The sequence below is a fragment of the Bauldia sp. genome, from assembly GCF_965232525.1.
Lineage (GTDB): Bacteria > Pseudomonadota > Alphaproteobacteria > Rhizobiales > Kaistiaceae > Bauldia.
This window is the reverse complement of record NZ_OZ246980.1, coordinates 1541006-1557625: the sequence shown is the minus strand read 5'-3', so window position 1 is coordinate 1557625 and position 16620 is coordinate 1541006. Positions and strand designations below refer to the sequence as shown.

16 protein-coding genes and 2 pseudogenes are annotated in these 16620 nt (G+C 61.4%); 15 read left to right on the top strand and 3 right to left on the bottom strand.

The features are described from left to right. Positions 1-127: 127 nt before the first annotated feature. Positions 128-547, bottom strand: a complete 420-nt coding sequence (locus tag ACO076_RS07520) for a MarR family winged helix-turn-helix transcriptional regulator (RefSeq protein ID WP_421726103.1) — start codon at positions 545-547, stop codon at positions 128-130. A 90-nt stretch (positions 548-637) separates the two neighbouring features. Between ACO076_RS07520 and ACO076_RS07515 the strand changes: the two genes are divergently transcribed. The 12 genes and pseudogenes from ACO076_RS07515 to ACO076_RS07460 form a co-directional block, all read left to right on the top strand. Further along, positions 638-1765 carry an NAD(P)/FAD-dependent oxidoreductase gene (locus ACO076_RS07515; protein ID WP_421726102.1) on the top strand — a complete coding sequence of 376 codons (1128 nt, stop codon included), beginning with the start codon at positions 638-640 and terminating at the stop codon, positions 1763-1765. Positions 1766-1798: 33 nt separating this feature from the next. Further along, positions 1799-3049, top strand: coding sequence for a hypothetical protein (locus ACO076_RS07510; RefSeq protein ID WP_421726101.1), 1251 nt, complete (start codon positions 1799-1801; stop codon positions 3047-3049). Positions 3050-3051: 2 nt separating this feature from the next. Beyond that, positions 3052-3858, top strand: coding sequence for a hypothetical protein (locus ACO076_RS07505; RefSeq protein ID WP_421726100.1), 807 nt, complete (start codon positions 3052-3054; stop codon positions 3856-3858). Positions 3859-4086: 228 nt separating this feature from the next. Then, positions 4087-4317, top strand: coding sequence for a hypothetical protein (locus ACO076_RS07500; RefSeq protein WP_421726099.1), 231 nt, complete (start codon positions 4087-4089; stop codon positions 4315-4317). Positions 4318-4321: 4 nt separating this feature from the next. Continuing rightward, a complete protein-coding gene (locus tag ACO076_RS07495; RefSeq protein WP_421726098.1) occupies positions 4322-4507 on the top strand; it encodes a hypothetical protein in 186 nt (61 codons plus the stop codon). Between the two features lie 67 nt (positions 4508-4574). Further along, positions 4575-4784, top strand: coding sequence for a hypothetical protein (locus tag ACO076_RS07490; RefSeq protein ID WP_421726097.1), 210 nt, complete (start codon positions 4575-4577; stop codon positions 4782-4784). Between the two features lie 189 nt (positions 4785-4973). Next, entirely contained in the window at positions 4974-5327 is a 354-nt protein-coding gene (locus ACO076_RS07485) for a hypothetical protein (protein WP_421726096.1), read from the top strand. After that, positions 5324-6667, top strand: a complete 1344-nt coding sequence (locus ACO076_RS07480) for an aspartate aminotransferase family protein (protein ID WP_421726095.1) — start codon at positions 5324-5326, stop codon at positions 6665-6667. The genes ACO076_RS07485 and ACO076_RS07480 overlap by 4 nt, the downstream gene beginning before the upstream one ends. A gap of 30 nt (positions 6668-6697) precedes the next feature. Continuing rightward, on the top strand, positions 6698-7696 hold the full coding sequence (locus ACO076_RS07475; RefSeq protein WP_421726690.1) for a TAXI family TRAP transporter solute-binding subunit: 999 nt from the start codon (positions 6698-6700) through the stop codon (positions 7694-7696). A 79-nt stretch (positions 7697-7775) separates the two neighbouring features. Then, positions 7776-10235: a TRAP transporter permease gene (locus ACO076_RS07470; RefSeq protein ID WP_421726094.1), complete on the top strand. Its 2460-nt coding sequence runs from the start codon at positions 7776-7778 to the stop codon at positions 10233-10235. Positions 10236-10247: 12 nt separating this feature from the next. Further along, positions 10248-10676: a universal stress protein gene (locus tag ACO076_RS07465; protein WP_421726093.1), complete on the top strand. Its 429-nt coding sequence runs from the start codon at positions 10248-10250 to the stop codon at positions 10674-10676. A gap of 2 nt (positions 10677-10678) precedes the next feature. After that, positions 10679-10881 (top strand): annotated as a pseudogene (locus tag ACO076_RS07460) (UBP-type zinc finger domain-containing protein); the annotation flags it as partial. A 75-nt stretch (positions 10882-10956) separates the two neighbouring features. On the opposite strand, the pseudogene ACO076_RS07455 reads toward ACO076_RS07460, so the two are convergent. Beyond that, positions 10957-11313: pseudogene (locus tag ACO076_RS07455) on the bottom strand (S1C family serine protease); the annotation flags it as partial. A gap of 614 nt (positions 11314-11927) precedes the next feature. After that, entirely contained in the window at positions 11928-12962 is a 1035-nt protein-coding gene (locus tag ACO076_RS07450; RefSeq protein WP_421726092.1) for a LacI family DNA-binding transcriptional regulator, read from the bottom strand. Between the two features lie 279 nt (positions 12963-13241). Here ACO076_RS07450 and ACO076_RS07445 point away from each other — a divergent pair, with 279 nt between their 5' ends. Genes ACO076_RS07445 through ACO076_RS07435 form a run of 3 tightly spaced genes read left to right on the top strand, consistent with a single transcriptional unit; the run spans position 13242 to position 16551 of the window. After that, positions 13242-14375 carry a carbohydrate ABC transporter permease gene (locus tag ACO076_RS07445; RefSeq protein ID WP_421726091.1) on the top strand — a complete coding sequence of 378 codons (1134 nt, stop codon included), beginning with the start codon at positions 13242-13244 and terminating at the stop codon, positions 14373-14375. Further along, positions 14372-15211 (top strand): carbohydrate ABC transporter permease, encoded by an 840-nt coding sequence (locus tag ACO076_RS07440; RefSeq protein WP_421726090.1) that lies wholly within the window; start codon positions 14372-14374, stop codon positions 15209-15211. The genes ACO076_RS07445 and ACO076_RS07440 overlap by 4 nt, the downstream gene beginning before the upstream one ends. A gap of 44 nt (positions 15212-15255) precedes the next feature. Next, entirely contained in the window at positions 15256-16551 is a 1296-nt protein-coding gene (locus tag ACO076_RS07435; protein WP_421726089.1) for an extracellular solute-binding protein, read from the top strand. Positions 16552-16620: the final 69 nt, after the last annotated feature.

Below are 16620 nucleotides of genomic sequence, written 5' to 3'. Positions count from 1 at the left end.
TTCTGGGCCTCAACCAAGCATCAGCGCGGCACGACCGTGTTCCGCAATGAGAAGCTGAACCTGCGATAGATGAGATGGATCTTAGTTGAGATCTGGGTATGCTATTAGGTCAGACCAAATCATAGAGTTATACTTCGAACGCTTTTTTCAACAAGGATTTGAGGGTTTGTCGCTCTTGCGCGCTCAGCGGTGCCAGTAATCCGTCAATGGTCTCAGCGAGCGCCTGCCGCAAACGAGCCACTGTTTCGTGCCCTTTTTGCGAAAGCTGTATTACGCACACCCGTCCGTCGACTGGTGACGGGGATCTCTCAACCAGCCCTTTCTTTCCGAGGGACTGAAGAAGCCGAGTAATTTGGGCTTTGTCCCGCGCGATCGACCGAACCAGTTCGTGCATCGGCACCGGTTCCAGATCGGCGAGTGTCATCAGGACCAGGCCGCCCGCCGGACCAACCCTCTCAGGATCGAATGACGGCGCCCTGCGCCCGAGGTCGCAATGAATGCGCCGCATGAAGCGATCGACGAGCTGTCCGATCTCGGTATCGGGCATTGATTTGATTTTCGTTGACAATATCTACGATCTGCATTTTGTTGATCATGTCAACGTAATCGGTGTGCCGGTCGCAGGCAACCGAAGGAAATGCGGTCGGCGAGAGGGAGCCAGGTGTCAGGCGATCCCAGTAACAAAAGCGTGGCAATTGTTGGCGGCGGCTATTTGGGCAGCGAGCTTGCAAAGGCGCTTGAAGGCAGCATGCAAGTCAGCCTTATCGAGCGGGCGGACGCCTTCACGCATGCGCCGGCCATGATCCGCGCGCTTGTCGACCCATCGCTGCTCGACCGGGCGCTGATCCCTTATGACCATCTCCTGACCAAGGGACGCGTTGTCAAAGGCCATGTCACCGGCATTGACGGCGGCGGCGTGACCTTGTCCGACGGGACAAGGGTTGCGGCAGATTACATCGTGCTGGCGACGGGTTCCGGCAATGTCGCCCCGTTCAAATCGACCACCGGAGATATCGCCGCGCTTCGAGCAGCGAATGCGGAATGGCATGACGCGCTGGTGGCGGCGAAATCGGTCGCGATTGTTGGCGCTGGCGCGGTCGGCACCGAGTTGGCCGGTGAGATCGCGAGCGCTATGCCGGGAAAGAAAGTGACGCTGATTTCCGGCGACGATGCGCTGTTTCCGACGCTTCCCCAGGGACTTGGAACCTCTCTGGTCAAGAAGCTGCGGGCGATGGGGGTCGAGGTCATCGTCGGCGCGCGCGCGAAGGCGCTGCCGGACGGAAACACGCCGAGCGGCGGCTCCGTCGCCCTGACTTCCGGCAGAGAAATCACCGCTGATCTGATCGTCCCGGCGGTTGGCGCGCGACTGAGTACCGGACCGATCGATCAGCTTCCCGGGGTCAAACACGCTCCTGATGGTCGCATCATGACCGACGCGTGGATGCGCCCGTCCTCGCTTCCCAATGTCTTCGCGGCGGGGGATGTCGCCGACAATGGCGACCACATGACGATTGTCGGGGTGTCGCGCCAGGTTCCTTGGCTTGCCAAGCTCCTGCAATCCGCGGCCGCAGGGCAGTCCGTTGAGTCTCTGAAGCCCTACAAGCCGTGGGGAAAGGCGCCGATTCTGGTCCCGCTTGGTCCTGAGCGCGGCAGTTCGTTCCTCATGATTGCGACCTTTGGAGATTGGGTCACACGGATCATCAAGGGCCGCGATCTGTTCTTATCGAAATACCAAAAAATCTTTGGCCGTAAGGCTAAGGCTTGAGCAACACGCACCACGAAAGAAGAGGACGACCCGATGACTTCGATGAAACGGCTTGCTTGTCTTGCAGGCATCACGACAGCTATGTGCGCTCAGGCGGCTTTGGCCGATGGGCCTGTCTCGGCCTCGGTGCTGGAGTTTGCCGATGCTGAGACGCTCTTTGTCGCGGATTCTGCTGGCGGCACGATCCATGCCTATTCGCTTCCCGATATGGGCGCCGCGCCAGAGGCCATGCTGCCATACAATCTGCTAGACCTCGATGCGGCGATAGCCGATGCGCTCGGCGCCGAGATACGGGGTATCAGCTACCACGATCTCGAAGTTCATCCCGTGACCCGGGACGCCTATATCGCCGCCTCTTTGACCGTTGATGGCGAGCGGCAGTCCGTCGTCGTGACGGTGAACCGCGACGGCGCGGTGGCGGCCTTGGACCTGGCCTCGCTGCCGAAGACGTCTTTTGAGATCGCCGATGCGCCGGACGAAGCCGTGACCTTCTGGCGGGACATTCCGGCCGCGACCTTCACTTTTACCGACCTTGATTACGAGAATGGGGAGTTGTTTGTCTCCGGACTTTCGACCGGGGAATTTGCGTCGACCCTTCGCCGTGTTCCGTTTCCCTTCGAAGAAAGTGCCGCTTCAACAGGGATTGAGATTTACCATGCCGCCCATGGACAAACCGAAACCCGCGCGCCGATCCGCGCCATGAGCGTGATCGACGTTGCCGGGACGCCGACCGTTGTGGCTGCCTATACATGCACGCCACTTGTCACCATTCCGGTGTCTGAACTCCAGGACGGGGCCAACATATCCGGTCGCACAATCGCGGAACTTGGATACGGCAGCACGCCACTCGAGGTCCTGAGTTTCACGGCCTATGATCAGCAAGGAAACGGCCAACCGCTGGTTCTTGTGATCAATCGCGAAATGGACGCCGATCTGATCACGCTGCCGGCATTGGAAGAGGCCGTGGGTTCGCCCGGTATCGTTCAGCCTGTTGAATATCTTGGCGATACCGCAGGTGTGGAGACCACGTCGATCCCGCTTTCGGGTGTCTTTCAAGCTGCCGATCAGGACGCGCAATTTCTGCTCACTCTACGGCGCAATCTCGACACCGGGGCCATGGACCTCGTGTCCTTCCGCAAGGGTGCTTACTTGCGTTTGAGCGAGTTTGTCAGCGAGTACAACTTTCCGGATTACACGTATGCGGACAACCAATTCGCTGAGCAAACCCGCATGTTCCAAAACATGCTGAAGGCCGACGAAGGATTTCCCGATTTGGCGCGGTAGGGATGTTTCGTATCCTTGTAGCCGGTGTGGCCGCCCTTGGGCTGGGCGGCTACTCGGCGGCGGCCTGCACCGGGCTCGGAGCGACACAGATAGATGAGATCTATCCTTCGGGCGATGTTGTTCCGGAAAACCTGATCCGCTTCTATCTCTATTTTACCGCTCCAATGTCCGGGGCAGATGTCCTTCCCAGCGTTACGCTGAGCCGAAGCGACGGTTCTCTCGTGAACGACGCGTTCCTATCCAACCGATTTGAACTCTGGTCGCCGGATCGAACGAGACTGACGCTTCTGTTCGATCCGGGCAGGGTAAAGACAGGACTGGAGGCCCATGATGCGCTCGGTCGCGCATTGATAGCCGGTCAACGATACGTCTTGACGATTGATACTCGCGCAAGGGATGCGGAGGGCTGTGACCTCGCAGCGGCCTTTTCTCACAGCTTTGTCGCCGGCCCGAGCGATGCAGAGCCCCCCGATCCAGGCAATTGGGCCGTCCGCGTTCCGAAGGCCGGCACGACGGAACCGCTTCGCATCACGCTCGGCAGTCCTCATGATCACCTCTCAATGGCATTCCGTATCCAGGTCCGCCACGACGGCGAGACGCTGCCGGGTCGGGTGGAGCTGCAAGCCGATGAGACGATTTGGGAGTTTACGCCACGTAATCAGTGGGCGGCTGAACGCCACGAGATTTCAATCGACGAGAGGCTTGAGGATTTGGCGGGTAATCGACCGGGTCAGCTGTTCGATCAGCCGATAGATCTCGCGTTGCCGCGGCCCGAACTGCGATTGTGGTTCTTGCCAGGCGCGGGGTGAGTGCCCGTAAGCGACAAGCAGTAGCGCCCACGGCCGCTTTGTGGGGGCGGAAGCTTCCAATGCAATCGCCACGTTGCCATCGATGAAGATTTGTTCATTCACATGTCCAAACCATATTCCCTCGACCTGAAGGTGGCACGCTGCAAGTCAGGTCTGACGCAGGAAGACTGCGCTCATTTACTCGGAGGAGTTTATCGATCCAAGATCTCACGATTGGAACAAGGCGACGTGGACCTCGGCGTCGGCGAAATCTACACGCCGTCTCTCATCTACGGCCGCTCATTCGAGAGCTTGTTCGGCAGCGCGCTCAGCGACACCCGCCGCGACCTGCACCAGCGGCTGAAGACCATGCCCCCGGCGCGCGGAAACTGGATCGCTCGACTAAACCGAACCGGCACGCTCAACCGACTCGCCGAGCAATTGGACGCACTAGAACAGATGCGCCATGACGGGGTTTAGGCTGATGGCGGTCGCCGCGGCCTCGCAGCAGATCGGTTTCGTGTTCTTTATCGACGGCGAGCTTGTCGATTGGGGCCTCTCGGCCAAGGCGAGTAGGTCGCCGAAGTTTGCAGCCGCGCAGTTGAACCGGTGGATCGCCAAGCTCGGACCTCATCATCGAGGACATCGGAAAGAACACCCGCAAGGGTGATAAGGCTCGGGCAGCAACGGTGGCCATAGCGGGCATCGCCGCAGCCTCCTAGCTCAATGACATCCTGATGGAGCGCATCCAGCGGTTCGCCAATAAATATGAGAAAGCTGCAGCCTTGGCGAAGCAGTTCCCGGCGATTGAGCCATGGGTTCCGACAAAGCCGAAGCTGTGGCAGTCGGAACCGCGCAACTGCATCCTGTTCGAGGCCCTGTCGCTGGCCAAGGAGATTATCGACCCGGCGATTGTCGACCAATCGCGAATGCTGAGCGACAATTGAGACCAGATAACGTAGCGGTCGTTCATACCATAGGAGGATTGCCGCGCCGTGCGCCACCGCAAGCACTGGCCGCTCCGCGCTCATCGCATTCTTCGCCTTCCTGCCGTAGAACGATAAAACTCAAATAGATGTCCACGACACATGAACCAAGCGCTGCATTCGCAGCATGTCTGAGTCCAGGTTTTCCAAATGCCGCAAACGGTGGCTAAGCGGATCAAGAGCGCGTTCGGTGGTCTATCTGCCGGGATGCAAAGGGGTGGCACCTATGTCCTGGAGCCCCCGGCCGACGAAGCGCCTCCATCGATGCGCGAGCAAGTCCGGATGGCTGGCGTCGAACCGCCGACCGTGACCGGATTTGCGCAGCGCCTGGGCTATTCCGGCGACGAAGAACCGCGTCAGATTTTCGCCGCGACGATGCGCGGCCGGGTCACCGGCTTTAGCGTGCGGGTCAATGAACCGGCAGCCATGCGCGAACGGGTCGGTGAGGAAACGCGCGCCCGACATCGGGTTTACTGGGACGATGGAATGGAGGTGCCGGCATGAGCCGCATTCTCCATCGCCGCATCGGACCGCCGCTGCCGGTTGCCGTCGAAGGCGAGGGCATTGTTGTCCGCGATGCGGACGGTAAAGACTACATCGATGCATCCGGTGGCGCGGCGGTTTCGTGCCTTGGCCACCGGCATCCCGACATACTCGCCGCGATGCGGACCCAGATGGATTGTCTCGAATACGCACACACCGGCTTCTTCACAACCGAACCGGCCGAGGCGCTTGCCGACGATCTGGTCACCCATGCCCCGGAAGGCCTTGGCCGGGTCTATCTCGTGTCGGGCGGCTCGGAAGCGATGGAAGCGGCCTTGAAGCTCTCGCGGCAGTATTTCGTCGAGCGCGGCGAGCCGCAGCGCACCCGTTTCGTCGCCCGCCTGCAGAGCTACCACGGCAACACGCTTGGCGCGCTGGCGGTCGGCGGCAACCTCAAGCGGCGCGAGGCGTTCGAGCCGATCCTGTTCGACACCCAGCACATCGAGCCCTGCTACGCCTATCGGCACCGCCGTCCCAACGAGACCGAAGCGGCGTATGGTTTGAGGGCCGCCGAGGCGCTGGAGCGGAAGTTGGCCGAACTCGGCCCGGAAACGGTCATCGCCTTCGTCGCCGAAACGGTAGTCGGCGCCACGACCGGCGCGGTCACCGCGACCCCCGGCTATTTCAAGGCGATCCGCGAGATCTGCGACCGTCATGGGGTCCTTCTCATCCTCGACGAGGTGATGAGCGGTATGGGGCGGACCGGCACACTGCACGCCTGCGAGCAGGAAGGGATCGCCCCGGACCTGATGACCATCGCCAAGGGACTCGGCGCCGGTTACCAGCCGATCGGCGCGGTACTCATCTCGGATACGATCTACGACGTGATGAGGAGCGGCTCCGCCCAATTCCATCACGGCCACACCTATATCGGCCACCCGATTCCCTGCGCCACGGCGCTCGCCGTGCAGCAGGTGATCCGCCGCGATAATTTGCTAGACAACGTCGCCCATCAGGGCGATCGTCTGCAAGCAGGACTTGAAAAGCGCTTCGGCAACCACCCCTACGTCGGCGACATCCGCGGTCGCGGGCTGTTTCGCGGCATCGAGCTGGTCGCCGACAGGACAAGCAAGGAGCCATTTCCGGCAAACGCCGGACTGGCACGACGCATTCACGGGGCCGCGATGGCGCGCGGCCTTTGTATCTACCCCGGCAGTGGCACTGCTGACGGGCAGCTTGGCGATCACGTCCTGATCGCGCCGCCCTTTATCGTAGACGGCGGGCAGATCGACACGATCGTCGAACGAGTAGGTGACGCGGTTGATGCCGCTGTCGTAGAACTTTGTGGGGGCCCGACGTAGCGGGCCCAGTAGAGGAGGTAGAAGATGACGTTGAAACGAAAAAGCATAACGGTCTTGGCGGCGCTGGGAACGGCGTTTGGGATGGCGGCTGGATCGGCCGTGGCGCAGGACGATGTGCAATACATCGCGATCGGCACCGGCGGACCGACCGGCGTCTACTTCGTGGTTGGCAACTCGGTTTGCCGAATGGTCCACAAGGAGGCCGCCGAAGGCCGTGACGAAGGACGTCACCATGGCATCCGTTGCTCGGCGCCCTCGACCGCCGGCTCGACGTACAACATCGGCCAGGTTTGCGGGGGCGAGCTTGACTTCGGCGTCGCTCAGTCGGACTGGCAGTATAATGCCTTCAACGGCACCATGCCTGACCGTGTGACTCCCTGTCCCAAGCTGAGAGCCGTATTCTCGGTGCATGCCGAGCCTTACCAGATCATCGCCGGTTCCGATTCCGGAATTCAATCCTGGGACGACCTCAGGGGCAAGCGCTTCAACATCGGCAATCCCGGTTCCGGCCAGCGCGGCACAACCGAGGAGTTGATGGAGGGTCACGGCTGGACGACGGATGATTTCGCCGTCGCCACGGAACTCACGTCGACCGAGCAGTCGACCGCACTCTGTGACGACAACATCGACGCATACGGCTACACCGTCGGTGTGCCGAACGCGGGCGTTTCGGTCGCGACCGATGGCTGCGGCGCCTACATTGTCGATCTGGGTGACGACGGAGTGGCGAAGAAACTCGTCGACGATAACCCCTACTACGGCTTCACGACCATCCCGGCGGGCACTTACTCGACCACCGACAAGGATGTGACCACCTTCGGTGTGCTGGCGACCTTCGTGACCAGCGAGGATGTGTCGGAGGATGTTGTCTACGAGGTGACGCGGGCGGTCTTCGAGAATCTCGATGACTTCCGCGGGCTGCACCCGGCCTTCGCCAATCTGGAGCCGGAGACGATGATCACCAACGGCCTTTCGGCCGATCTACATCCCGGCGCTGAGAAGTACTACAAGGAGCAGGGCTGGATGTAGTTCCTGACTTGCAGACCAGCGCCCCGGCTTAGGGGCGCTGGTTCGCCATTCGACTTCTTGCAGAGCCGAATCGCGGTCGATGACAAGTCCTCCCGATCCCGGCGGCGGCGCGACCGCCGGATCGAAGACCGGCGCAGCGGAAGAGGTTGTCGAGAGGCTTGAGGGCCTCCGAGCAGCCGGACCAAAGCTCGGCCTGATCATCGCGGCGACGTGCATCCTGTGGACCCTGTTCCAGTTGTGGATCGCTTCGCCGCTGCCGTTCATGCTGGACGTGGGGATCATCAGCGGGGTGCCGGCCCGCGCTGTCCATCTTGCCTTCGGACTGTTTCTCGCATTCCTGGTCTTTCCGGCTTTACCCCGATACCGCGACCGAGGGCTGTCGTGGTCCGACGTCGTTCTCGCGGTCGCCGGGGCTGGATGCGCGCTCTACGTCTTCTTCGGCTACGATGGACTCGTCCAGCGCCAGGGGGTGCTGCTGACCTGGCAGGTTGGCGGTTTCACAATCCCGATCGAGGCGATCATCGGCGGTGTCGGCATCGTCCTCCTGCTTGAGGCGACGCGGCGGGCGATCGGTATCCCGCTGGTGATCGTCTGTGTTGTCTTCCTGCTCTACTCGGTGTTCGGGCAGGAGATGCCCCTGATCATCTCCCATAAGGGTGTCTCGCTGGAACGGCTGATCGGCTACCAGTGGCTGGGCGGAGAGGCGATCTTCGGCATTCCGCTCAGTGTTTCGGTGAGCTTCGTCTTCTTGTTCGTTTTCTTCGGCGCACTCCTCGAGACTGCCGGCGCCGGCCGGTATTTCCTCAACCTCGCCTTCGCCCTCGTCGGCCGGTTCCGCGGCGGGCCGGCCAAGGCGGCGATCCTCGCCTCCGGCATGACCGGCATGATCTCCGGTTCGTCGATCGCCAATACGGTCACCACCGGTACCTTCACCATTCCGGTGATGCGACGGACGGGACTGCCGGCGGTGAAGGCTGGCGCCATCGAGGTAGCCGCCTCAACCAACGGCCAGCTCATGCCTCCAATCATGGGAGCAGCCGCGTTCATCATCGCCGAGTTCATTGGCATCAGTTACTTCGACGTCATCAAGGCAGCGTTCATCCCGGCGGTAATCTCCTACATCGCGCTAATCTACATTTCGCACCTTGAGGCTTTGAAGCTGAACCTGCGCGGGTTGCCGCGTGTGGAAATTCCGCCGCTCGGCAAGACGTTCATCAGCGGCCTGCATCACCTGATCCCGATCGTGATCCTCGTCTACCTGCTGATCGTGGAGCGATGGAGCCCGCAGACGGCGGTTTTCCATTCGATCCTCGCGCTGTTCGTCATCATCCTCTTGCGGCCGGTGATCAATGCCTTGCGTAATGGCGAGGCCAATCTGCTAAGCGCGTTGGGCAACGGCTTCAGCGCGTGCGTCGCCGGCATGATCGTCGGGGCCCGTAACATGATCGGCATTGCCGTCGCGGTCGCCGCGGCCGGCATCATCGTCGGGGCGGTATCGTCCACCGGCCTTTCCAACGCCCTGGTCGGGGTTATGGAGGAACTCGCCGGCGGCAACATTTACATCCTGCTCGGCCTGACCGCGGTGCTGTGCATCGTGCTCGGCATGGGCCTGCCGACCACCGCCAACTACCTTGTCGTCGCTTCATTACTGGCTGGCGTTCTGATCGATCTCGGCAGCGCCGCTGGGCTGGTCCTGCCGCTGATCGCGGTCCACCTCTATGTCCTCTTCTTTGGGTTGCTGGCCGATTCCACCCCGCCGGTGTGCCTGGCTGCGTACGCGGCCTCGGCGATCTCCAAGGCACCGCCGCTGGCCACTGGCGTCCAGGCTTTCCTCTACGACATCCGAACAGCCATCCTGCCGGTGGTGTTCATCTTCAATCCAGCACTTCTGCTCATCGGAATTGACAGCGTCTGGCACGGCGCTCTGATTTTCGCCATGTCGCTCTTGGCGATCCTCGCTTTCTCGTCGCTGACGCAGAACTGGATGCTGGTGCGCAATAGAGTGTGGGAGAGTCTGATCCTGATCGTCGTGATCCTGGCGCTTTTCCGTCCAGGCCTGTTCATGGATCAGCTCTATCCGCCCTATCGGGATGTCGACGTTGCCCGCTTCGCGGCCGGCGAGGTGACGACCGATCCGGGACAGGTCGTCCGCTTCCATGTCGTGCAGGAGTCGCGCTACGGCGAACGCTACAAGCTGTTTGCCCTGCCGACACCGGAACCCGGCGGCGTGCAGATTCAGGGCCCCTTCGGCCTGACCCTCGGTCAGGACGCGGAGGGCCGGTGGATCGTCGACGCGGTGGCCTTCAACGGCCCGGCCGAGAAGGCCGGCATGACGTTTGACGATATCGTCACTGACATCGACGTCGAGCTCACCGGGTTGCCGCCTAAGGAATTGGTCTATCCGTTTGCGCTGGTACTGCTCGCGCTCGTCGTCCTCGCCCAGTGGAGGCGGCGGAACCGCCAGAGCGGTGCCGAGGGGAACGCTTCGCCCTCCGGACGCGCCACCGGGATGCCGCCTGGCGGAGATGGCCCACTCTAGAGGATGAGCGCCATGTTCAAGAACGTGCTGCTAGCCATCGACCTCAGCCACCGAGACACCCAGACCAAGGCGATCGAAGTCGCCCGCAATATCGCCCGCACCTGGGGCGCGCGGCTGCATGTGCTGACAGTGGTGCCGGAAATCGCCTCGGTGATGGTCGCCACCTACTTCCCCCTGGACTTTGAGGACAAGGCCAGGCAAGACGCGACCGCCGAGCTGCGCGCCTTTGTCGATAAGGCAATCGGCAGCGACGTCGAGGTCGAATCGATCGTCGCCTACGGTAAGGTTTACACTGAGATCATCCACTACGCCGACGAGACCGGCTGTGACCTGATCGTCATGGCCTCGCATCGGCCGGAGCTGAAGGACTACCTGCTCGGACCCAATGCGGCACGGGTGGTCCGCCACGCAAGCCAGTCGGTGCTGGTGGTGCGGGACTGAGGCATCTCCGGTTCTGCCAGCCGTGCGGTCATACCGGCTGTTGCAACGAATTTCCGAATCGTCACGCCACGGCGCGCGACCATGCAACCGGACATCCGATCATCGCAGGCTATGGTCCGCCGGAAGCCTGGGGCTGGTGTTTTGTCGATGAACTGTTCCTCGACCTGACCGACCGCGCCACACCGCAGACGGTCCCATCCCGCGCCGCGTAAGCCACCCGTCGCCTCCTACGCGGAGCGCCGCCCACGCGCGTGGCGTTCTCGCGGCGTGTCGAGACGTCCTGCAGTCGGCCGCTCCGGATGATGGCGAGAGATATCGCCGTTCCAATCCGATCGGCACCCAGCAATCGGATGAAATCATCGGCACCACCGACCGGCAGGCCAGCGAGCGCGACGACGATATCGCCGACGCGTAAGCCAGCCGATGCCGCAGGGCTGGACGCTTCCACCTCGCCGACCCGGACGGCTTGCGGCCCGGCACCAACCGCGACCGCTAGTCTCCGGGGCAGCGGCAGGGTCTGAGCGGCGATGCCGATATTGGCCTGACGCACCCGGCCACGGGCGATGAACTCGCCGACGACGAACAACGCGGTGTTGCTGGAAACGGCGGAGCAGGTGCCCCGTGCGCCGCCGATCATGGCCGTGTTGATGCCGACCTTTGACTGCTGGCAGCTCCCTTCTTCTTGGCGGCTGGTTTCGCTCCCCGCTTCCCTTTGGCCGGTTTGGCGACTAACCCTTCCTCTTCTTCGGCGGCGCGGCGCTTCCTCATTGCGGCCACCCGACACCGACGGAGCAATACTGACAGCAGGACCGCCTACCAGTCAGCGGCCCCGTCCGATTTATGTCGTCGCAGTGATCGCAATGTCTGACTTGGCGCCGACAAGCGCCACGAATGCGACCTCCCTTGTCGTGAAATCGCGAAGCGTATGGACGCGCAGGCCAAGCCTTGGCCCTGGCCGTCAGTCACGCGGACTCGGGTGGGTCCAATGACAAGGGCTTTCGGCCGCATCCTGACATTGGGCCGCCTTCGGCATCCTCGCAATGCCAAGGCGGGAAGGTTGGGCCATCGGGTCGAGAGGATTCTCGGGCAATCGTCCGAAGCTCGAATCGTCGTAGTCGTGGCTAGCAAGCGCTTCGTTGACCAAGCTGTTCGGTTCGTTGGGGGGCATAGGCGGCACCGCTGGTGAAGCGAAACGCCCATGAGGTGATCGGATTCGGATTACGCCCCGAAGAGATAAAGTTTCTTGGCAGATCAATCGGGCGAGCCGGTCGACTGCCTGACCATAAGCGATGTTCGAAACACCTGCTTGCCCACGGATCGCCCCAAAATAGCGCGATGGAGCGTCTCGGCGGCGGCCCGTCCGAGTTCCCGCCAGGGTACTTTGACGGTGGTGAGCGACAGACGGGGATGACCGGCGAGGTCGATATCGTCGAAACCGGTCACCGAGATATCATACGGGACTTTCAGGCCGGACTCGTCGGCTTCCGCCAGCACGCTCAGCGCCAGCCAATCGTTACCGCAAACAATGGCCGTCGGCTTCGGCTCCAGCGTCATCAGTTTCCTCAGCGCCGCGCGCGCATCCTTCGGATCGAAGCCGCACCGGATGACCCTGTTCGGTGACAGCTCAACCGCGAGATCAGACAGTCGTTTACGAACCGCCGCGATGCGGGCGCGTCCGTGGACTGCCGCACGCGCATCACCGACAATCGCAAAGCTTCGATGCCCGAGCCCATAGAGATGATCGACCACAGGACTCATGGAATCTAACTCGTCATAGCCGATCCATATGGCGCGCTCGTCCGGCAGGCTTGACATCACCACGACGGGAACTCCCCGCGTCTGCAAGACATCGAAAACCAGATCCGGCCGATCGACATGGGTCAGGAGAACCCCGTCAACGCCCCGGGCCAACAGGGAATCGACGAGCCGTAATTCGGTCGCCGAATCGTAATTCGACGCCGAAATGAGAGGAAGAACATCCCGTGCCGCCATCTCCTGTTCGAAGATCGATAGCTGATGATGGAACATGGCGTGATCAAGCGACGGGGCGATGACGCCGACCGTCCTCCAAGGGCTCCCCGCCAGAGCGCGCGCCGCCGGATTGGCATAGTATCCAAGGGCGGTTACGGCTTCCATGATGCGGGCCCGCGTCGGCTCGCGAACGAGGCTGGGCGTGTTGAGAGCCCGCGATACGGTGGCCGGGGCGACACCTGAGCGTTTCGCGACATCGGCCAATGTGGGCGCACGCTTCAGGTCCTGGCGATCTCCGTTGATCGGGTCCCTCATGGCCTTGTGAATCAGCTCCTGTTGACGAGATTTCTTGACAGAATAGATATTAAATGGTCAAATGAAAGCGCTTTCATTTAGATGAAAGCGCTTTCATTGTAGGTCGTGACCATGGGACGAGGCACGACGCGAGTCGAGTCATCGCCTTGGGGAGAGGACAAACGGATCGATGCACCGCCGTCGGATTGCGCTGCATGAAAAAGCAGCAACCGCTTTCCGCCTGACAATGGGTCGTGATCGTCCGGCCGTCGCCCTGCGCCGGGATAGGGTGACCCGCTGATGACTCTGGTCGAGCGCAGGGTCCTAGTCAGCCCCGACCGTGGTGTGGTGGGCGGCTTCTGGCAGCGCCACGAGGATACCGCCCACGGCTATCTGTTTCTCGCGCCCTTCCTGGCGGTCTATGCGGTCTTTCTGATCTTTCCCTTGCTCAAGGGCGTCTGGATAAGCCTCCACGACTGGAACCTCATGGCGGTGGCCTTCAATCCCGATGCCAAAGAGTACGTCGGGCTGGAGAACTTCCGGTTCCTTTGGGGACGAGACATGATCTGGGGCTTAGAGCAGCTCTGGGACCTGCGCGCGGTCATCCTGATCGCAACCCTGATCCTCTGGTACCTGGTCTGGCGCGGCGCGGTAACCTATCGGGCCGCGGCCTGGACCAGCGTCGCGGCGGTCTTCCTGTTCGTCGCACTCGGCTTTCACCCCGACGAGGGCGGCCGTTGGTTTGATCGCCGCTTCTGGCCGATCGTCGGAAACACTTTTGTGTTCATGGGCCTGACGGTCCCCGGCGTCGTCGCGGTGGGTCTCGCTTTGGCGATCGCACTCAATCGGCCCACGCGGATGATGGCGGCGTTCCGCACAGTTTTCTTTCTATCTCACGTCTTGTCGGTCGCCGTCGTGACCCTGATGTGGAGTTTTATCTTCAATCCGCGCCAGGGCATTATCGCGCACATCACCCGAATGTTTGGAGGCGAACCGGTTGTCTGGCTGACGGACCAGTACCTCGCCATGCCGTCGATTGTTATTGCTACAATCTGGTGGTCTGTGGGTTTTGCGATGGTGATCTTTCTCGCGGGCCTTCAGGCGATTCCCGAGGAACGCTATGAGGCGGCGAAGCTCGACGGCGCAGGGTCTTGGGCCTTGTTTCGCCACATCACAATTCCGGGACTGCGTCGCCCTCTGGTCCTGGTCATCGTTCTCCAGACGATCGCTCACTTTCAGGTCTTCGGGCAATCAGCCCTGATGACCCAGGGTGGCCCGAATGACGTGACGCAGGTTCTCGTCCGCTACATCTACCAGACCGGGTTCCGCGATTCAGAACTCGGAAGCGCCGCAGCCCTTTCTCTCTTTCTGTTCGCGGTGATGCTGGTTTTCGCGCTGGTTCAACTGCGCCTGAGCCGGAGTGAGGCCGAATGAGCCGCCAGCATCGAACCTACTGGACCATCTGTTTGGTGCTCGGAGTTTTTGCGCTGATCTGGTCGGTTCCGACGATCTGGATGGTTTCGTTGTCGCTGCAGCCGAACGAGTTGCTCGCCCGTACCACGACGAACACCGTTCTGGGGCTCATCCCGATCCCCTTCACCTGGGACAACTTCGTTCAGCTATTCAATTTCGGGCTGACGCCAAGGTGGTTCCTGAACAGCGCCATCGTGGCAATCGGGATGACCGTGCTCGTCCTGATTCTATCGACCACGGCCGGATATGCATTTGCGCGTATTCCGTTCAAAGGCCGCAGGCTCGTTCTTGCCATCGTACTCGCCGGACTGACCGTGCCGGAACAGGTGATCTTCATCCCGCTCTACACGATGTTCGCCGACTGGGGATTGCACAATACTCATGTCGCGCTGATCACACCGCGTCTCGCCGTACCGCTCGGCGTCTTTCTGATGGTGCAGTTCTTCCGCGGTATCCCGAAGGAACTGGAAGAAGCGGCAGCCCTTGATGGCGCCAACCGGTTCGTCATATTCGCCCGCATCGTCCTTCCCCTGTCGATCCCGGCTGTAACGACGCTGGCGATCCTGACCTTCCTCTATGCCTGGAACGATTACCTCTGGCCGCTGGTTTCCGCGCAGCGCCAGGAGATGTTCACGATCACCGTCGGCCTGGGATCCATCCAAGAAAACTTCGCAGCGACCGAAGGTCTCGGCAGGCTCATGGCGTCGGGCGTCGTCGCAAGCCTTCCGGTCGTTGTCCTTTTTGTCGTGTTCCAGCGGTTTGTCGTACGCGGCATCGCGCTGGGCACATCACGATGAGGGGCTGAGATCCTCGCAAGAAATCATCAGCAAGGGAGAGAAACATGAGACGACTATCAATCGCGGCCGCAGCTTCGCTCGCCGTCATGGCGGGAGGACAGGTGTCCGAGGCCCTGGCCGAAACCGAGATCACCATCGGACGGTTTTTCGGTGCCTGCGAGAATGCAGGAAACGACCCAACTGTAGCGGTCGGCGAAGCCTGCATCATACAATCGATCATCAACGCTTTCTCGGAGGCTGACAACGGCATTACAGTGGTCACGCTGCCGACCGAGTGGGACAGCTACTACGACCAGATCAAGACTGCCTATGCCGGCGGAAACCCACCGGATGTCCACGTGATGCATCGCCATCGTGTGTTGGAATTCGCGACGCTTGGCGCTATCGCGGCACTGACAGACGACCTCGCTGGAGCGGGGATCGACAGCCGTGACTGGGCCGATCTGGCCGTGGCCGCCGTGTCGAACGGTGACGACATCTATGCCGTTCCATTCGATTTTCACGCCACCCTTTGGCATGTCAACATGGACATCATGGAAGAGGCCGGACTCGTTAACCAAGACGGCACGCTGATTCTGCCGTCATCGCCTGAGGAACTCCTCGAACAGGCGAAAGCCGTTAAGGAGAAAACCGGCAAGGACTACCTCGCCTCGGACTTCTCCGTAAGCCCGATGGGGGTCCGAGTGCTGCTCGCATGGATCTGGCAGCAGAACCAGAACATCTTCAACGGCGATACCGTCACCCTGGACAACGACGCCACCCGAACGGCGATCAAGACACTGACCGACCTGATCGATGCCGGGTACGTCAATGAGCAGTACGACTATCAAAATGCCCAACAGGCGTTTCTCAACGGCGAGGTGGCGATCCTGGCCAACGGAACCTGGGTGGTCGATTTCTACGCGGCACAGGCCGCCGATCCGGAGGTGCCGCTGGCGAACTACCACGTGACCGACTTTCCGACTCTCTTCGAGACGCCGGCAACCTGGGCGGACACCCACATGTGGGCGGTTCCTGCATCCCTCAAGGCGAACAATCCCGAAAAGTATGCAGCTGCCCTGGCGCTTCTGGCCTGGATCAACGAAAACAATGCCGCGTGGGCCAAGACCGGTCATATGGCTGTTCGCAAATCGGTGCTCGAGAGCGACGAATATGCCAACCTTCCCCATCGCGCCGACTATGCAAACACCGCGAACATCGCGCGAGATGTCCCGCCGTCGGTGAAGTACGGCGCAATTCAGGACACCCTCGTCCGCGAGCTCCAGTCGATCTGGTTGACCGGAAAATCAACCGACGACGCGTTGTCGGATGCCGAAATCGACATTCAGGACCTTCTGTAGGCGGGTTTCTTCCTCCAAGCGACCAGCGACTTGCTCGGGGCGGCCACACCGCCCCGAGCATGACATGGA